At 66.6% G+C, this 20331-nt stretch carries 3 protein-coding genes; 1 reads left to right on the top strand and 2 read right to left on the bottom strand.

Going from position 1 to position 20331, the window contains the following annotated elements:
• Positions 1-377 precede the first annotated feature (377 nt).
• A complete protein-coding gene (locus tag JQ631_RS31995) occupies positions 378-2825 on the top strand; it encodes an adenylate/guanylate cyclase domain-containing protein (protein ID WP_212334053.1) in 2448 nt (815 codons plus the stop codon).
• A 64-nt stretch (positions 2826-2889) separates the two neighbouring features.
• Here the strand turns inward: JQ631_RS31995 and JQ631_RS31990 are convergent, their stop codons facing one another.
• Both JQ631_RS31990 and JQ631_RS31985 read right to left on the bottom strand, forming a co-directional pair.
• On the bottom strand, positions 2890-19137 hold the full coding sequence (locus JQ631_RS31990) for a type I polyketide synthase (protein ID WP_212334050.1): 16248 nt from the start codon (positions 19135-19137) through the stop codon (positions 2890-2892).
• A 7-nt stretch (positions 19138-19144) separates the two neighbouring features.
• Positions 19145-20331: type I polyketide synthase (locus tag JQ631_RS31985; RefSeq protein ID WP_212334046.1), on the bottom strand; the 1187-nt coding region annotated here is incomplete at its 5' end.

Genomic DNA, 20331 nt, shown 5'->3' with positions numbered 1-20331 from the left:
AGCCGCGGCCTGCCGGGCACCTCGACCACGCCCGCCCAAAGCCAGCCGCCGCAGGATCAATCGCTCCAAAATCCGCCAGTCGCCCAGCAGGACAGCCAGCCGATGAACGACGTGATGCGGCAGCTCTTCAATCGGTAGGTTCGGCACCAACGCTTCGGACTCCGACGCGGTATTTACACCCACGTCCTGTCCGCTTCTTCATCCGAACGGATGAGGAAGACGCCTGCGAATTTGGGTATCCCGCCAGCCCGTCCCGGCTCACCCGGTGGGTAACCACACCGGCCCCCTGCCGGTCCAAGAGCCCAAATTGTGGTAGAAGGGCTAAGGGCCCGTGCGGCCCATAGCGCCAGTTTTGGTTGCGGTGCGAGAGGATCTGGATGGCGGGAGAAAAAGGCAAGATCCGGTTTCTGCGCGAGGGCCTGTTCGCCAAATATGTCGTCTCCCTCGTCGGCCTCGTCGTGTTCGTGCTTGCCGTCAACGGCGCGATGGAGACCTGGATTTCCTATCGCGCCACCACGACGACACTGACCGACGGGCTCGAGGACAAGGCGCAGGCCGTCTCCCGGCGCATGGAGCAATCCATCTCCGAACTGGAGCGCCAGATCAGCTGGGTGACGACGGCCAGCCGCGACACGCTGGAGAAGCGTCGCGCCGATTACACCCAGCTCTTGCAACAGGTCGCGGTCGTCTCCCAGTTGTTCCAGCTCAACGGCGACGGCCGTGAGGTGCTGCGCGTCTCGCGCCAGTCCACCACGACAGGCAGCAATGCCGACCTTGCGCGCGACATCCGCTTCACCGACGCGGTCGCGCGCGGCGTCAGCTATGCACCGGCCTGGTTCACCGACCAGACGCCATACATGTCGATCTCGGTAGCGCATTCCGGCTTCAACGCCGGCGTCACGGTCGCCGAGATCGATCTCAGCTTCCTCTCCGACTTCCTGTCCGATTCCCAGCTCGGCAAGGCCGCGTTTGGCTATGTGGTCGATGCACGCGGACGCGTGCTGGCGGCCTCGTCGAAGGGTCCCGATGTCGGCAAGGATCTGTCAAAGCTGCCGCAGGTCGCGGCTGCCATCGCGCCCGGCCGCGAGCCCGACACGTTCGGCACGGACTTCAATGGCCATTCGGTTTTGACCGCCGCGAGCACGGTGCCGAAGCTCGGCTGGAGCGTGCTGTTCGAGCAGCCGACCGCGCAGGCCTTGACGCCGATCCGCGACCAGCTCGTGCGCATCGCGCTTCTGATCGGCGTCGGCCTGATGGTGGCGATCCTCGCCGGCACGCTGCTCGCGCGCCGCATGATCATCCCGATCACGGCGCTGCGCAACGGCGCGCACAAGCTCGGCGAAGGCGACTTCAGCCACCGCATCGACGTGCACACCTCCGACGAGCTGGAGGAGCTCGCGGGCCAGTTCAACCGCATGGCCGGCCAGCTTCAGGAGACCTATACGGATCTCGAGACCAAGGTCGAAGAGCGCACCCGCGATCTCGCCCAGTCGAACAACGAGCTGAAGGTGCTGGAAGAGGTCGGCCGCGCTGTGGCGGCCTCGCTCGACCTCAACGCCGTGCTGCCGACGATCGCCGCCCGCGCGCTGGAGATCAGCCACGCCGATGCAGTGCTGATCTACGACTATGACGCGGAGACACGGCGCTTCAACATGATCGAGGCGGGCGGCATCGACAAATCGGCTGACGGTGCGCATCTCTCGATCGACGAGACTGAGACCGTCCTGAGCTATGCCGCAAGGACCGGCGAGCCGATCGCGGTGCCCGACCTCGACCATGCCGCCGAGCGGCCGCTGCGCGACGTCGCGATCAACGCCGGCTTCCATTCGGTGCTGGTCGTGCCCCTGGTCGACCAGCAGGGCACGCTCGGCGCGCTGGTGGTGCTGCGCCGCTCCAGCGGCGCGTTCGAAGGCAGCCTCACCGGCTTGATGCGCACCTTCGCCAACCAGGCGGTGCTGGCGATGCGCAATGCGCGTCTGTTCACCGAGGTCGATCACAAGAGCCACGCGCTGGAAACGGCGAACGAGACCGTACGCGCCCAGGCCGACAAGCTCACGCAGCAGACCGAGCAGCTGAAGGACTGGAACAAGTCGCTGGAGGAACGCGTCGAGACCCAGCTTGGCGAGATCGAGCGCATCCGCAAGCTCGAGCGCTTCCTGGCGCCGCAGGTGGCGCAGCTGATCGCATCGTCCGACAGCCCGGAGGGACTGCTCACCAGCCAGCGCCGCGAAGTGACCGTGGTGTTCTGCGATCTGCGCGGCTTCACCGCCTTCACGGAGGCGACCGAGCCGGAAGAGGCGATGAACGTGCTGCGGGAGTATCACGCCGCGCTCGGCAAGCTGATCTTCAAATACGAAGGCACGCTGGACAAATATGCCGGAGACGGCGTGATGATCCTGTTCAACGCGCCGATCCAGTTCGAGGACCACACCCAGCGCGCCGTGAAGATGGCCGTGGAGATGCGCGACACGATCGGCCCGCTGACCGAGCGTTGGCGCAACCGCGGACACAGCCTCGGCTTCGGCATCGGCATCGCGCTCGGCTATGCCACGCTCGGCCAGGTCGGCTTCGAGCAGCGGCTGGAATATGCCGCAATCGGCAGCGTCACCAACCTCGCCTCCCGTCTGTGCAGCGAAGCCAAGGCCGACCAGATCGTGGTCAGCCGCCGCGTCTACGGCATCGTCGAACACTCCGTCGAAGCCCGTGCGCTCGACGATCTCCAGCTCAAGGGGTTCAATCACCCGGTGCTGGCCATGGAGATCCTGAGCTGGCGTGAGGGCGAGGAGAACGCCGTCGACGCGACGGCGGCACGGGCGAGCGGCTAGTCCCCCGCCAAAAAGCTCGAAAACAACCCCATGCACAGTAGACCGGGGCTGTGGAATCAATGGGTTACTCGGCGACCTCGCTCATCGCTGTCATGGTTCCCTTGTCGAACAGCGCATCGATGTGACCAGGCATGTCCGGGTGGGCATACATCGAGCTATGGGTGCCGCCCACCATGATGATGGAGGTCATCTCGAGCCCAAACCGGCTCCAGCCCAGATCCGGGACCAGATGGTCTTCGAGGCTCCGAAGCCCGGGATCATGATCCCTCGCATGGAGCATGTAGATCGGCGCGGTCACATCAGGCAAGGCGTAGCCGATCTGACCCTTGACGTTGTCGGAGATCATATCGCGCAGGGCCTCGGTTGATGGCGCCCCGGTGAGTTCGGCGAGCCTGTCGGAATCGTCATCGTCAAGGCCATACGTTCGCATCAGGTGGGCCCAGCCGATTCCGTCGACGACCTGCATCATCGATGTCGGCACGGAGGAGAGGTCAGGCGGCGCCTGCGTGTCGAGCAAGGCAACACCTGCCACGTGATGACCGCGACGTTCCAGTTCAGCCGCCACGGCAATGGCGACGACACCGCCGAACGAGCCGCCCACGAAGAACACGGAGCGACGACCGATCCAGGACTCCACGTGCGGCACATAGTTCAAGGCCAGGTCCTCGACAGTGCCATTCAACAGTCCTTGCTCCGCCAGCGGATACGGATTGAGACCCGCGATTGGATAGTCGCCAGCCAGATCCTTGACGGCCTGGGGCGTGTTCTCGCGGGTCGAGCCGTGACCGAGGCCCGGGATATAGATCATCACCCGATCACCAAATCCTGGGCGGATCGGAACGATGCAGGACGAATGTCCCTTCTCGAGCAGGGCGTTCATCTCCATCAAGCCCGACAGCCGCCGTTCCAGGTCGAGCTGGCGCAGGAATTCGGGGTCTGCGCTTTCGAGCAATGCCGCGAGTGATGTCAGCCCTTCGAGCTTCGATCGGGCCTTGGCTTTTCCGCCTTGCTTCTGCGATGCGCGTTCTCCTTGCGAGAATTTCTCCAGCAGCAGCTTCGCGATCGCCCGCGCGGACGGATGATCGAACGCCAGCGTGGTCGGCAGCTTCGCGCCGATCTGGCCCGACAGCCGATTGCGGAGTGCAACCGCCATCAGCGAATCCAGACCGAGATCCTTGAGCGATTCATCAGGAGGCACCGACGAGGCCCCGGGCAAGGCCAGCACCACGGCAATCTCCTGCTGTGCCAGCCCCACCAGTGCCTGCAACCGCTCCGCATCGCTGCCAAGCGCGGTCAGCCGAACGCGCAAGGCGTTGGTATCGCCGCTTCCAGCGGCTGATGCGCGTCGCAAGCCAGTGCGCACCAGGCCACGGTACAGTGGCGGCACGTCCTCACCGAACTGACGTTGCATCGCGCTCACATCCAGATGGATCGGGACCACCGCTGCATCGGGCAGCGACTGCGCCGCATCCAGCAACTCAAGCCCGAGCTCCAGCGACAGTGCCTGCACGCCCTGCCGACGCATCCGCATCAGCTCGGCCCGACCGAGATGCGCCGTCATCCCGACGCCGCGCTGCTCCCACAGGCCCCACAGCAGGCTCTGTCCGGCCAGGCCGCGATGCCGACGCTCCGCCGCGAGCGCATCAAGGAACACGTTCGCCGCCGCATAGTTCGCCTGGCCCGGACTGCCAAGCCCACCCGCCGACGAGAACAGCACGAACGCGGCGAGATCTCTATCCGCGGTCAACTCGTGCAGGTGCCAGGCACCATCGAGTTTCGGCCGCAGCACACGCTCAAGCCGCTCCACTGTCAGCGCCGGCACGATCCCGTCGTCCAGCATCGCCGCAAGGTGGAACACACCCGTCAATGGACGATCCGATGCGATGCCGTTCAAGACCGCGTCAACCGCATCACGATTCGAGACGTCGCAACTCACGACATCAACGGTCTGCGCACCCAGCGCCTGCAGCTCCGAAACCAGCTCACTCGCGCCAGGCGTCGCCATGCCGCGACGCGACGTCAACAGCAGATGACGCACGCCGTGCCTGGCAACCAGATGCCGCGCAACTTCGCTGCCGAGTTCGCCGGCGCCACCCGTGATCAACACCGTTCCGTTCGCATCGAGACGACGCGGCTCGCCCGCGCCCGCTCCGGCGCGCATCAGCCGCGGCGCCAGCACCGCATTGTGCCGCAGCGCCAGCTCGGGCTCGGAGGTCGTCGACGTCAGCTTCGACAGCAACGATGCATCCGCAAGGGCCGTGTCGACATCGATGAGCTGCAGCCGGCGATCGGGATGCTCCGCCCGCGCGCTTCGCACCAGGCCCCACAGCGGCGCAACCGACAATCCACTTGCGCCCTCATACGAACCCGTCGCGACCGCGCCGCGCGTCAACCAGGTTACATCGGTCTCGTTCAGACGTGCCTCACCAAGGAGGCCTTGCAGCTCAGCAAGGCCACGCACCGCCGTTGCATGCGTTGCTGCGAGAATGCCGTCGCCTGTCTCGGACAGATGGTCGAACACGATCTGAGCGGGGATCTCGCCGCCTGCATCGAGCCGCGCCACGAGAGCCGACACGTCAGCAACATGATCAAGTCTCAGCGCCGCCGCCTGCTTGCCGTCGCCGCCGATGATGAGCGTTGCTGCATCGGAGGCAGCTTCGCTCAACATCACCGCGCGCCAATCCAGCCGGTACAGATGCTGCGCCTCGCTGCGTGCGGCATCGCGGATCTGCGCTTCGCTCGCTTCCTTCAGCTTGAGTCCGCCGACATGCGCGACCACACGGCCCTGCCCATCCGCAAGCTGCAGATGCGCCAGCGCCTCGCCTTCGCCGCTGCGCTCCACGGAGGCGCGAACGCGCAGCTCTCGTGCGCCCTGAGCGGCCAGCGACACCTCGGACCATTCGAACGGCAGCAATATCGACCCATCTTCGAGGCCTTTAACCTGCGCAAGGGTCAACACGTGCAGCGCGCTGTCCAGCAGCGCCGGGTGCAGACCGTAAGCATCGGCCGACGATCCCAACGCTTCCGCAAGGACGGCACGACCAACCACGGCATCGCCCACGCGCCACGCCTCGACCAGGCCCTGGAACAATGGCCCGTAGCCATAGCCGTGCGCTTGTAACCGCGCATAGTGACCGCCGAGGTCGATCGACTCGCCACCGACCGGTGGCCAGACTTCGAGTCCACTATCCGTCGCGGCTTCTTGATCCGCAGCCTCGCCCAGCGTGCCCTGCGCATGCAGCGTCCACGACGCACCCTCCGGGGCATCTTCCGCGCGGCTGTAGATGCTGAGGGCGCGACCACCACCGGTCTCGACCGCGTCGACCTGAACCTGCAGACGCACTCCGCCTTCCGCCGGCAGCACCAGCGGCGACAGCAGCGTCAGTTGCGATACACTGCTCAATCCAACCGCACGTGCCGCCGCAAAGCCGAGCTCCAGGAGCCCCGTCCCCGGCAACAGGACCGTGCCGAACACCGCGTGGTCGCCGAGCCAGCCCGCCTCCGACAGCCGGCCCGTCAGCAGGAAGCCGTCGCTCTCCGCCAGCGGCGTCGCCGCGCCCAGCAGCGGATGCGACGCCTCCGACAGGCCCATCGTCGAAGCGTCCGCGCTTTGCTTCTCGGCCTCGAGCCAGTAACGCTGGCGCTGGAATGCGTAGGTTGGCAGGGACGCAACGGGTGCCTTTGTGTGCGAGCCAAGCGCCTTCGACCAGTCGACCGCGACACCATGAACATGCAGCGCGCCAAGATTACGCAGAAGTTCGGACATTCCGCCGCCATCGCGACGGAGCGATCCCACGACAACACCGTGCTCGCCGCTCGCGGCCGACAACGGCATTGCCAGCACCGGATGCGCGCTCGCCTCAACAAAGACGCCGTGTCCGTTCCCGATCAGCTCGGCCAGCGCCAGATCCAGCCGCACCGTCTGACGCAGGTTCCGGCACCAATAGGCACCATTCAGCGACGATCCTTCGCAGCGCGTTCCCGTCACCGTCGAGATCATCGCAACCTGGCCTGGCTGCGGCGCGAGGTCCGACAGCAAGCCTTCCAGCTCCGGCAGGATCGGGTCCATCTCTGCGCTGTGCGACGCGTAGTCGACGTTGACCTGGCGGCAGAAGATGCCTTCCTTGCCGAGGTCGCTGACCCAATGCTCGACCACTTCGGTCGGGCCGGAGACAACCGTCGAGCCTGGCGTGTTCACCACCGCCACCGACAGTCCGGACCACACTGCTGACTTCAGCCGCTCTTCCACGACCGAGGCCGCAAGCTCCGTCACCGCCATGGCGCCATGCCCGGTCAGCCGGCGCAACAGCTGGCTGCGCAGCGCCACGACGCGTGCGCCGTCGTCGAGCGAGAGGATGCCGGCCACCACGGCGGCTGCAATCTCGCCCTGACTGTGGCCGACCACCGCCGACGGCACCACGCCGAGGCTGCGCCACACAGCTGCAAGTCCGATGTTCATTGCAAACAACGCCGGCTGGATCACGTCCACCCGTTCCAGCAGTGCGGCTTCAATGTTCTCATCGCCGCGGAGCACCGAAGTCAGCGACCAATCCGTGTACTTCGACAGCACCGTCTCGCAGGCAGCGATCGTCTGCGCAAATACAGCCGATTCCGCCAGCAGGGCCCGACCCATCGATGGCCACTGGCTGCCCTGTCCTGGGAACACGAACACGACGCGACCGCGATCGTGCGCCTCGGCAACCGACACTGATGCATGGGAACGGCCTTCGGCCAGCGCTGTCAGCGCTTCCACGGCTTCCGACGCATCGCGCACCGACACTGACGCCCGCGATCCAAACTGCGTCCGGTGCACCGCCGCCGTCGCGACCACGGAATGGAAGTCGGCGTCCGGATGTTGCGACAGCCATTCGCCGTACCGACCCGCCTGCGCGCGAAGCGCGGCCTCATCACGGCCGGACACGAGCAACGGGATCGACGCTTGCGATGATTCACCAACCGCAGCCGCGCTGACAGCCTTCGAACGCGCCGGCGCTTCCTCGATGACCACGTGCGCGTTGGTCCCGCTGATACCGAACGAGGACACACCGGCACGACGGACATGCGCGGCATCGCGCGGCCACGCGCGCGCCTGCTGCAGCAGCGACAGTCCGCTGCCCTCCCACTCGATCTGGCTGCTCGGATGCTCCGCATGCAGCGTCTTCGGCAACACCTCATGCCGGAGCGCCAGCACCATCTTCATCACGCCGAGAACACCGGCGGCTGCCTGGGTATGGCCGAGATTCGACTTCGACGAGCCCAGCCACAGCGGGCGGTCTTCGCGACGCGTCGGACCAAACACTGCGGCGAGCGCACCCGCCTCGATGGGATCGCCGAGGCTGGTTCCGGTGCCGTGCGCTTCGACCACGTCGATCTCGTCGGGGCTGACGCCGCTGGCGGAGAGCGCCGCGCGGATGACGCGCTGCTGGCTCGGACCGTTCGGCGCCGTCAGCCCCTGGCTGCGGCCGTCCTGGTTCACGGCAGAACCGCGGATCAGCGCCAAAATCTCGTCGCCGTCGCGCTCCGCGTCCGACTGGCGCTTGAGCACCAGCACGCCGCAGCCTTCGCTCCAGCCCGCGCCATCAGCGCCGTCAGCAAAACTCTTGCTGCGACCGTCGGGCGCGACGGCACCCGCGCCCATGCTGACCAAGGCGATTGGGGTGCACATCACGTGCACACCGCCCGCCAGCGCGAGGTCGCACTCGCCCTGCCGCAGCGCCGTGCAGGCCAGATGCAGCGCGGACAATGACGACGAGCACGCCGTATCAATCGTCATCGCGGGGCCTTCGAGGCCCAGCACGTAGGAGACACGGCCCGCCACAACACTCGACAGCTTGCCTGTCGTCGTCCACATCGTCGTGTCTTCGAGCGAGCGGTGCATGCCGTAGTCGCTGCCCATCGAGCCCAGATACACGCCGGTCCGGCTCTCTCTGAGCCCTTCCGGCTGCAGGCCGGCCCGCTCCAGCGCCTCCCACACCGCTTCCAGCGTCAAGCGCTGCTGCGGATCCATCTCCACCGCCTCGCGGGGCGAGATGCCGAAGAAGCCGGCGTCAAAATCCTCCACTGCGCTGACAAAGCCGCCTTCCTGCGTCAGCCATCCCGTCACCACTTCCAAACGACGCAACAGGTCTCGGCTCCAGCGACCCGGCAGCGGGCCTACGCCGTCGCCACCGCGCTCCAGCAGCGACCAGTAGCTCTCGGGGCTCGCCGGACCGCCGGGCGTGCGGCAGCTCATCCCCACGATCGCGATCGGCTCCGACGCCGATGCGGCGATCGTCCGCCGCTTTTCCTGTCGAACAATGGACTGACCGAGCTCCAGCTTCTCGAGCAGCAGCCGTGTCATCGCCCGCACGGACGGATAATCGAACGCCAGCGTCGCCGGCAGCTTGGTCCCGACCCGCTTCGACAGGCGATTGCGAAGTTCCGCCGCCATCAGCGAGTCCAGACCAAGATCCTTGAGCGGCTGATCCGCAGGCACTGATGCGGGACCCGGCAACGCCAGCACCGCGGCAATCTCTTCCTGTGCCAATTCCACGAGCGCCTGCTGCCGCTCCGCGTCGCTTGCAAGCGCCGCGAGGCGAACGCGCAATGCGTTGGTGTCGCCGCTGGACGTCGCGGCACGCCGCAACCCGCTGCGCACCAGGCCGCGATACAGCGCCGGCACATCCTCCGCGAACTGGCGCTGGACCGTAACAAGATCCAGATGGATCGGGATCACTGCCGCCTCGGGAAGCATCCGCGCTGCGTCGAGAAGCGAAAGCCCGAGCTGCAGCGACAGCGCCTGCACGCCTTGTCGCCGCATGCGCATCAGCTCGGCATGACCGAGATGCGCCGTCATGCCGACGCCGCGCTGCTCCCACAGGCCCCACAGCAGGCTCTGCCCGGCAAGACCGCGATGTCGTCGCTCCGCCGCGAGTACATCAAGGAAGACGTTCGCCGCGGCGTAGCTCGCCTGGCCCGGACTACCGAGGGCTGCCACCGAGGAGAACAGCACGAAGGCGGCGAGGTCCTTGTCCGCGGTCAGCTCATGCAGGTGCCAGGCACCATCGAGCTTCGGCTGCAGCACACGCTCCAGTCGCTCCACTGTCAGCGCCGGTACCACGCCGTCGTCCAGCGTAGCTGCAAGATGGAACACGCCCGTCAGCGGACGGCCCGGCGCGATGGCGCGCAACATCGCGTCAACCGCATCACGATCCGAGACGTCGCAACTCACGAGCTCAACGGTCTGCGCGCCCAGCCCCTGCAACTCGGCCAGCAGTTCGGACGCGCCGGGCGTCGCCATGCCGCGACGCGACGTCAGCAGCAGATGACGCACACCGTGCCTGGCAACCAGATGCCGCGCCACTTCACTGCCGAGCTCGCCCGCGCCGCCGGTGATCAATACCGTGCCGCCGGCATCAAGAGGACAAGGTTCGGTTGCCCCGGCTCCGGCCCGCATCAGCCGTGGGGCAAGCACCGCATCGCGCCGCAACGCCAGGTCAGGCTCCGATGTCGTCGACGTCAGCTTCGACAGTAGCGATGCGTCTGCAAGGACCGCATCGACGTCAATGAGCTGCAGCCGGCGATCCGGATGCTCCGCCCGTGCGCTCCGCACCAGACCCCACAGCGGCGCGCCCGAGAGTCCGCTTGCGCCTTCATCGGGACCCGTCGCCACCGCACTCCGCGTCAGCCACGTTACATCGGTCTCGTTCAGCCGCGCTTCGCCAAGGATCGCTTGCAGTTCGGCAAGACCACGCTCTGCTGTCGCATGCGTCGCCGCAAGCACGCTGCCAGCCGGTTCCGACAGATGGTCGAACACGATGTTCGACGGGATCGCTCCGCCCTCATCGAGGCGCGTGACAACAGTGGCAATGCTCTCGACATGATCAAGACCCAGAGCCGTGGCCAGCTTGCCGTCGCCTCCGACGATCAGCGCGTCAGATTCGCCCTCGCTCAAGGCGACCGGGCGCCACTCCAAACGGTACAGATGCTGCGTCTCGGAGCGCGAAGCCTCGCGGATCTGCACGTCGCTCGCCTCCCTCAAGCGCAGACCGCCAAGGCGCACCACCGCACGCCCATCACTATCGGTCAGTTGCAGGACTGCCAGGGCTTCGCCTTCGCCGCTGCGCTCCACCGACGCGCGGACCCGCAACTCACACGCTCCGGTCGCGGCCAAGGAAACGTCCGACCATTCGAACGGCAGCAGCACCGACCCGTCGTCGAGGCCCTTCACCTGCGCAAGGGTCAGCACATGCAGCGCACTGTCCAGCAAGGCCGGGTGCAGCCCGTAACCGTCCGCCGATGGCCGCGATGCTTCCGCAAGCACCGCGCGGCCAAATACGGTATCGCCCACACGCCATGCCTCGACCAGACCCTGGAACAGCGGGCCGTAACCATAGCCACGTTCCGCAAGCCGCGCGTAATGACCGCTCAGGTCGATCGGCTCGCCATCGACGGGTGGCCAGACTTCGAGCTCGCTGTCCGCTGCTGCTTCTTGCGGCGCAGCCTCGCCCAGCACGCCCTGCGCATGCAGCGTCCACGAGCCGCCCTCCGGCGCATCTTCCGCACGGCTGTAGATGCTGAGTGCACGACCTCCGGCCGCACCTGCCTCCAGCCCGTCGACTTGGACCTGAAGCCGGACGCCACCTTCCGTCGGCAGCACCAGCGGCGACAGCAGCGTCAGCTGCGACACGCTGCTCAGTCCGACCGCACGCGCGGCCGCAAAGCCGAGCTCCAGCAGCCCCGTCCCGGGCAGCAGCACCGTGCCGAACACCTTATGGTCACCGAGCCAGCCCGCTTCCGACAGCGACAGCCGTCCCGTCAGCAGGAACCCATCGCTCTCCGCCAGTGGCGTCGCAGCTCCCAGCAGCGGATGCGCGGCCTTCGACAGGCCCATCGTCGCAGCGTCCCCGCTCGGCTTCGTCGCCTCGAGCCAGTAACGCTGACGCTGGAATGCATAGGTCGGCAGCGATGCGACCGGCGTCGCCGCGCTGCCGCCAAGAGCCTTCGACCAGTCGATACCAACGCCGTTCACGTGCAGCGCGCCGAGCGCGGCCAGCAGCGCCTCGCTCCCGTCACGACCGCGACGCTGCGAAGCAATCACCTGCATCGGCGTGCCCTCCGACAGGCAACCCGCCGCAAGCCCGGTCAATATGCCGTCCGGACCAAGCTCGAGGCTGGCCCGCACGCCTTCGGCTTCGAGGACATGCACGCCGTCGAGGAACCGCACCGGGCTGCGCACCTGCCGCACCCAGTAATCCGCGCTGCAGAGCTCATCCTTCGTCGCCAGACGTCCCGTCACGTTGCTCACGATCGGCAGGCGCGGCGTGCCGAAGGTGACCTGCGACAGAACCTTGCCAAATGCCTCCAGCATCGGCTCCATGCGCGCCGAGTGGAAGGCGTGGCTCACCTGGAGACGGCTCGTCCTATGGCCCTTGCTCCTGAACTGCTCTGCCAGTGCCAGCACCGCGACTTCATCGCCGGAGATCACCGTCGAGCGCGGCCCGTTCAGCCCGGCGATCTCGACGCCGGCTGCGAGCAGCGGCAGCACCTCTGCCTCGCCGGCTTCGATTGCCACCATGGCGCCGCCGGATGGCTGCGCCTGCATCAACTGGCCGCGTGCCGCGACCACGCGGCAGGCGTCCTTCAGCGACCAAACGCCTGCAACATGCGCGGCACTGAGTTCACCAATCGAGTGACCGAGCAGGATGTCGGGCTCAACGCCCCACTGCTCCAACTGACGGAACAGCGCGACCTCGACCGCAAACAAGGCCGGCTGCGCATAGGCAGTTTCGTTCAGCTTCGACGCGGCCTCCGAGCCTCCGTCCGCAAACATCACGCTGCGGAGCGGCAGATCCAAAAGCTCGCCAAAATAATCGCAGGCTTCGTCGAACGTGGCGCGGAAGGTCGCGCATGTCTCCATCAGCGCGCGCCCCATGCCGATCTGCTGCGCGCCCTGGCCCGTGAACAAGAACGCCAGCTTGCCTTGCTCGCCCCTCGCCTCGCCGATCGCCACCGCCGCATGCGGGCGCCCCTCGGCCAGCGCATGAAGCGCCTCCACGGCCTCCGCCGCATCGCGCACCGACACGGCGGCCCGCGAGGCGAACTGCGTCCGGTGCAATGCCGCCGTCGCAATCACCGAGCGCCAATCCGCTTGCGGATGCTGCGACAGCCAATCACCGTAACGAGAGGCCTGCGCGCGAAGTGCCGCTTCGTCACGGCCCGACACCAGCAGCGGGATCATGAGCGAGGACGCATCGCCGGTCCCGGCGCTCCGCGCATCATCGCTGACAGGCTGCGCTGGCGCTTCTTCCAGCACGACATGCGCATTCGTCCCGCTCAGTCCGAATGCGCTGACGCCGGCTCGCCGCGGCCGTGCCGCATCACGAGGCCAGGCCGTCAGTTGATCCACCACTTCGACCTTCAGCCGCTCCCAATCCAGGTGCGGATTGAGCGGTCGGCAATGCAGCGTGGGCGGCAATGCTTCCGACTCGAAGCTCGCCAGCATCTTGATCACGCCGACCAGGCCCGCTGCGGCCTCCAGATGCCCCACGTTGGTTTTCACGGCGCCAAGCTTCAGCGGTCCGAGATCGTCGGGCCGCGCCCGGCCATACACCGCGTCTAATGCCTGGACTTCGATGGGGTCGCCGAGCGACGTTCCGGTGCCGTGACATTCGACGACATCGATGTCGGCCGCATCGAGATGCGCATCGGCCAGTGCGGCGCGCAGTGTCTTCTGTTGCGCCGTTCCGTTCGGCACGGTGAGGCCGGAGCTCGCACCGTCGTGGTTGACCGCGGTGCCGCGCACCACGCCGATGATCTGCTTGCCTTGCGCCTGCGCATCCTCCAGACGCATCAGCGCCAGGACAGCGGCACCTTCGCCACGGCCATATCCGTCGGCAGAATCGGAAAACGTCTTGCTTCGACCGTCGGACGCCAGCGCACGCGTCTGCGACAACACCACAAACGCTTCCGGGCTCGACGCCACCTGCACACCGCCGACGATCGCCAGATCGCACCGTCCCGATCGCAGATGTTCCGAGGCGAGATGAAGCGCGACCAGCGACGACGAGCATGCCGTATCGACAGCCATGACCGGACCTTGCACACCCAGATGGTAAGCCAGCCGCCCGGCCGAGAATGCCGCCCCTCCGCCCGTCGCGGCATAGGCGTCGGCCTCCTCCAGGTTGAAACCCCGGGTCTGGTATTCATTCGGGCCAATGCCGATGAACAAACCGGTCGTCGATTCCGCCAGGGATTTCGGCACGATGCCGGCATCCTCGAGCGCCGACCACGTCACCTCCAGCAACAACCGGTGCTGCGGATCGATCTGCGCGGCTTCGCGCGGCGAAATGCCGAAGAAGGCTGCGTCAAATCCCGCCACGTCCTTCAGCAGCGATGCGTCCTTGACGTAGGAGGTGCCGCGATGCTCAGGGTCCGGATCATAATAGGTGGCACGGTCGAAGCGCTCGGCGGGAATCGGTCCCAGCGTATCGACGCCCGTCGATAGCACCTGCCAGAAGCTGGACAAATCTTCCGCCCCCCCCGGAAAACGCAGTCCGACGCCGATGACCGCAAGCGCCCCTGACGCTTCGGCGTGGCGCACGGCCGTCATCGTCCCAGGCTTTTGCGAACTGTCCGTCAGCTCCAGGGCCTCCAGCACCCATTCGCTCACCGCTTTCAAATTGGGATGATCGAACGCAAGTGTCGCCGGCACCGAAAGACCGGTCTGCTTTGCCAGCCGGTTTCGGACCTCCACCGCCATCAGGGAGTCCAGGCCCAGTTCGGCGAAGCCGACCTCGGATGCCAATGTCCTGGGATCGTTGATTCCCAGCACGACGGCAACGAGATCGCGCACCAGCGACAGCACGCGGCTGCGGCGCTCGCGCACAGTCAGCTTTTGCAGCTCGGTCCGTAGGGTGTGCGCATGACCATTCGTGTTGTCCGCGCCGGATGCCCGCGCGACCTGCATCTCCGGGAGTTCGCTCAGAAGCGGATTGGAGCGGCCTGCCAATTCCCTGGTGCGGGCCCAGTCGATATCGAAGATCGCCAGCTCGGCTCGACCTTCATCCAGTGCGCGCTCCAGTCCGAGCAGACAGAGCTCCGGCTTCATGAAGGAGCCGCCGCGGCGACGAAGCTGAGCTTCGGCGTTCGGAGCTACGGCCATTCCGACATCAGCCCACGCGCCCCAATGCACGATTGTCGCCGGCAGGCCCTTGGAACGTCGCAGATGGACCAAGCCCGTGAGCCCGGCATTCGCCGCGCTATAGGCGGACTGGCCGTAATTGCCGAGGAAGCCTGCGGCCGATCCGTACAGCACAAAGGAAGCGAGCTCGCTGCCGCAACGTTGCACGGAGTCATGCAGCGCCCAGGCGCCGCCGAGTTTGCCGCCCTGTTCCTTCGCGATCGCTTCAGGTGTCAAGTCGTTGAGCGGGACATCCACCACGTCGCCGGCCAGGTGGAAAATATGACGCAGTGCGGGCCTGCCCGCTTCGCTTGATGTCAGCTCGCGGACCAGAGTGTCGACCGCGGCGCTGTCGCCGACGTCGCACGCCCGCACCTCCGCGCGACATCCCTTGGCCGAGAGTGCCGCCACCAGATCCGCCGCGCCGGACGCACGTTCGCCACGTCGTGACGTCAAGATGAGATGCTGCGCCCCGCGGTCCGCGAGCCAATGGGACAGGAACGATCCCAGCGCTCCCGTGCCGCCGGTGATGAGGATGGTGCCTTGCGGGTCCCATTTGCCTGCACCGGGCTTCGAGCCGGTTCGCGACGGCGCATGGTGCAGCTTTCGCGTCCAGAGGTCTTGGCCGCGCAGCGCGATCTCTTCGCCGGTTGTCTCGGCTGACAGGAATGTGGTTGCGATCCGCCGCAGCGCGGCGTCATCGGCAGGCCCCAGATCCGCCAGCCCGCCAAAGGCGATTGGCAGCTCCAGGCTCAGCGTTCTGCCAAGTCCCCACAATGCCTGCAGGTAGGATGCTGTCGGCGCGTCATCGTCTCTGATCCTGACAGCGTGAGGCGTGCAAAGCCACAGGCGGGTTGCCGAGGCATCCTTTCGCGTGCTGACGGCCTGTGCGAGCTTCACGACTTCGCTGGTCGCGCGCAGCCAGGGCTTTTCTTCCGCGACAGGGTTAGCTGGCGGCAACTCGCCTGCCAGGTACACGATCGCTCGCGGCAGGAGCGCGTCTGCGCTGGCTGCTTGCAGGCGATCCGTCGCTTCGTTCACTGTGAGACACTCGACGGTTGCCCCTTGTGCTCGAAGCGCCTCTTGCAGCCGCTCCAGATGAGCCACGTCGGGCCACTGGCCACTCACCAGCCAGCAGACACCATCGATGGGCACAGACGAAGTTGAGGGGCTTATCCTCTCCCATTGATCCTCGTAGCACCAGCCGTCGACCGTGGCCGCCGCTTCAGTGTGCTCGTACCAATTGTTCAGGGCCGGCAAGAGCGCCGACAGATGCTCGCGTTGTCCGCCTTCCGGAAGCTGCAGGAGCTGTCCGACACGCTCCATGCTGCCGCTCTGCACCGCCTCCCAGAAACGGGCATCAACACCATTCTTCGATTCAACCTGATGCGGCTTCTCCGCCTCGACCCAGTAGCGCTGACGCTGGAACGCATAGGTCGGCAGCGCTGCAATCGGGGCCTTCGCGTTGTCGCCGAGCGCCTTCGCCCAGTCGATGTGAGCGCCATGAACATGCAGCGCACCGAGTGCCGACAACAACGCCTCGCTGCCGTCGCGCCCGCGGCGTTGCGAAGCAATCACCTGCATCGGTGATCCCTCGGACAGGCAGCCCGCGGCAAGCCCGGTCAGGATGCCATCAGGACCAAGCTCGAGGCTTGTCCGGACGCCTTCGGCCTCCAGCACATGCACGCCGTCGAGGAAGCGCACGGCCTGGCGCACCTGGCGCACCCAATACTCGGCGCTGCAGAGTTCGTCCTTTGTCGCGAGACGTCCCGTCAAATTGCTCACGATCGGCAGCCGCGGCGTGCTGAACGTAACCTGTGACAGCACCTCGCCGAATGCCTCCAGCATCGGCTCCATGCGCGCCGAGTGGAAGGCGTGGCTGACCTGCAGGCGGCTGGTCCTGCGGCCCTTGGCCTTGAACGCTTCCGCCAGCGCCAGCACGGCGGCTTCATCGCCCGAGACCACCGTCGAGCGCGGCCCGTTCAGCCCGGCTATCTCGACGCCATCGTTAAGCAGCGGCAGCACTTCGGCTTCGCCCGCCTCGATCGCCACCATGGCGCCGCCGGCGGGTTGCGCCTGCATCAGGTGTCCGCGTGCCGCGACCACACGGCAGGCATCCTTCAGCGACCACACGCCCGCGACATGCGCGGCACTGAGTTCGCCGATCGAGTGGCCGAGCAGGATGTCGGGCGCAATGCCCCACTGCTCCAGCTGACGGAACAGTGCGACCTCGACCGCGAACAGAGCTGGCTGCGCGTAGGCCGTCTCGTTCAGCTTGGCCGCGGCCTCGGAGCCTTCATCCGCAAACATCACCGAGCGAAGCGGCAGGTCCAGCAGTTCGTCAAAATGGCCGCAGGCCTCCTCGAACGTCGCGCGGAATACTGCGCACGTCTCCATCAGCGCCCGGCCCATGCCGAGCTGCTGCGCGCCCTGGCCCGTGAACAGGAACGCCAGCTTGCCAGCCTCGCCTCTGGCTTCGCCGATCGAGACTGCCGCATGCGGACGACCCTCGGCGAGCGCACGTAGCGCTTCGACAGCCTCCGCTGCATCGCGTACCGACACTGCCGCACGCGATGCAAATTGCGTCCGATGCAATGCAGCCGTCGCAATCACGGAATGGAAGTCGGTGTCCGGATGCTCCGACAGCCATTCTCCGTAACGACCTGCCTGCGCACGCAGCGCGGCCTCGTCGCGGCCGGATACCAGCAACGGGATCGGGAGCAAGGACGTATCGTCTGTGTTTTTTGTATCAACGCCGTGAGTTGTGAGGCGCGCCGGCGCCTCTTCGATCACCACATGCGCATTGGTCCCGCTGATGCCGAATGAGGACACGCCGGCTCGACGCACATGCGAAGGCTCACGCGGCCATGCGCGGGCCTGCTGCAGCAGCGACAGCCCGCTGCCGTCCCACTCGATCTGCCGGCTCGGCTCATCGGCATGCAGCGTCTTCGGCAACACCTCGTGACGGAGCGCCAGCACCATCTTCATCACGCCCAGTACACCGGCCGCCGCCTGGGTATGCCCAAGGTTCGACTTCGACGAGCCCAGCCACAGCGGACGGTCTTCACGCCGCGTCGGCCCGAATACCGCAGCGAGCGCGCCCGCCTCGATGGGATCACCGAGATTGGTTCCGGTGCCGTGCGCCTCGACCACGTCGATCTCGTCGGGGGTTACGCCGCTGGCGGAGAGCGCCGCACGGATCACACGCTGCTGGCTCGGACCGTTCGGTGCCGTCAGGCCCTGGCTGCGACCGTCCTGGTTCACCGCAGAGCCACGGATCAACGCCAAGATCTCGTCGCCGTCACGTTCCGCATCCGACTTACGCTTGAGCACCAGCACGCCGCAGCCTTCGCTCCAGCCCGCGCCGTTCGCGCTATCAGAGAAGCTCTTGCAACGCCCATCCGGCGCCATGCCGTTGTCGGGTCCCAGCGCCACCAGCGTCGCGAGCGTCGACATCACGGTCACGCCGCCCGTCAGCGCCAGATCGCATTCGCCCCGCCGCAGCGCCGTGCAAGCCAGATGCAGCGACGACAGCGAGGACGAGCATGCCGTATCGACCGTCATCGCAGGACCTTCGAGGCCCAGCACATAGGAGACACGGCCGGCGAGCACGCTCGACGTCGTGCCCGTCGCCGTCCACACCGTCGTCGCCTCGAGCGAGCGCGTGCCGTAATCGCTGCCCATCGAGCCGAGGTACACACCGGTGCGGCTCTGGCTCAGCCCGTCCGGCTTCAGCCCCGCGCGCTCCAGCGCCTCCCACACCGCCTCCAAGATCAGGCGCTGCTGTGGATCCATCTCCATCGCTTCGCGCGGCGAGATGCCGAAGAAGCCCGCATCGAACTCCGCGACTTCGTCAATGAAGCCGCCTTCCTGCGTAAGCCCTCCCGTCACCGCTTCAAGGCGACGCAGCAGATCGCGGCTCCAACGTCCCGGCAGCGGCCCAACACCGTCAGCGCCGCGCTCCAGCAGCGACCAGTAGCTCTCAGGGCTCGTCATGCCGCCGGGACCGCGGCAGCTCATTCCGACAATCGCGATCGGCTCGGAGGAGGCGTTCTCCACCGCTTCGAGAGACGACTTCAGATCCCGAATCTTGTGCAGACTCTGGCGAAGTGCGTTTTTGAGATCCTGAACTTCTTGATTCATCTGCTGCATGACTTTTTCAGAGCAATTCAGACGCAATACTCAGCAAAGAGTCGGTTTCCGCGTCATCAATATGCGCGGACAATTCATCGTCGCTTGCACGCCGTGACGTATCGTTCGGCTGCATCATGAGGCGCTCGAGAAGGCCCGATTTACGGAGCGCCTCGATCGAAATGTCCCGTAGCTTCCGGCGGATTTGCTCATCCCCCCAGATCGACAGATCTGACTTGACGTTGTCGAGCTCGAGCTTCTCCAGCAGGAGGCGCGCCATGGCGCGGGCAGTCGGGTAGTCGAAGGCGAAGGTGGTCGGCAGCTTGGCGCTGATGCGCCCCGAGAGGCGGTTGCGCAGCTCGACCGCCATCAGCGAATCGAGTCCAAGCTCCTTCAGCGGCTGGTCCGCCGGCACCGAAGCAGTGCCTGATGAGGCCAGCACGGCTGCGATCTCTTCCTGGGCCAGCTCCACCAGCGCCTGTAGCCGCTCGCTCTCGCCGCCGAGCGCGGCAAGCCGCACCCGCAAGGCATTGGTGTCGCCGCTCGATGCCGTTGAGGCCTTCCGCAATCCGCTGCGCACCAGGCCGCGATACAGCGCCGGCACGTCGTCACCGAACTGGCGCTGCATCGCGCCGACATCCAGATGGATCGGCACCAGCATCGCTTCCGGCTGTGATTGTGCCGCGTCGAGCAGATTGAGCCCGAGCTCGAGCGAGAGCGCCTGCACGCCCTGGCGGCGCATCCGCATCAGCTCGGCCCGGCCGAGATGCGCGGTCATGCCGACGCCACGTTGCTCCCACAGGCCCCACAGCAGGCTCTGCCCGGCCAGGCCGCGATGCCGCCGCTCGGCCGCGAGCGCATCGAGGAACACGTTTGCCGCGGCGTAGTTCGCCTGGCCCGGGCTGCCGAGGGCGGCCACCGAGGAGAACAGCACGAACGCCGCGAGATCCATCTCGGCCGTCAGCTCGTGCAGATGCCAGGCGCCGTCGAGCTTGGGCTGCAGCACGCGATCGAGCCGCTCCACTGTCAGTGCCGGCACGATGCCGTCGTCGAGCGTCGCGGCCAGGTGGAACACGCCGGTCAGCGGGCGCTCCGGCGCGAGGGTGTTGAGGACAGAGGCAATTGCGGCGCGGTCACTGACGTCGCAGCTCACGAGCGCGACCGTCTCCGCGCCCAGTGCTTGCAGCTCGGCGATGAGCTCAGCGGCACCCGGCG

Origin of the sequence: Bradyrhizobium manausense, from assembly GCF_018131105.1 — a bacterium.
GTDB classification, from domain to species: domain Bacteria; phylum Pseudomonadota; class Alphaproteobacteria; order Rhizobiales; family Xanthobacteraceae; genus Bradyrhizobium; species Bradyrhizobium manausense_B.
The sequence above is the reverse complement of the archived record's forward strand: the minus strand, read 5'-3'. Positions and strand labels throughout refer to the sequence as shown.

Coding starts and splice junctions, on each gene's coding strand:
- JQ631_RS31990 (WP_212334050.1), bottom strand. CDS start 19,137: ATGCAGCAGATGAATCAAGAAGTTCAGGATCTCAAAAACGCACTTCGC.
- JQ631_RS31995 (WP_212334053.1), top strand. CDS start 378: ATGGCGGGAGAAAAAGGCAAGATCCGGTTTCTGCGCGAGGGCCTGTTC.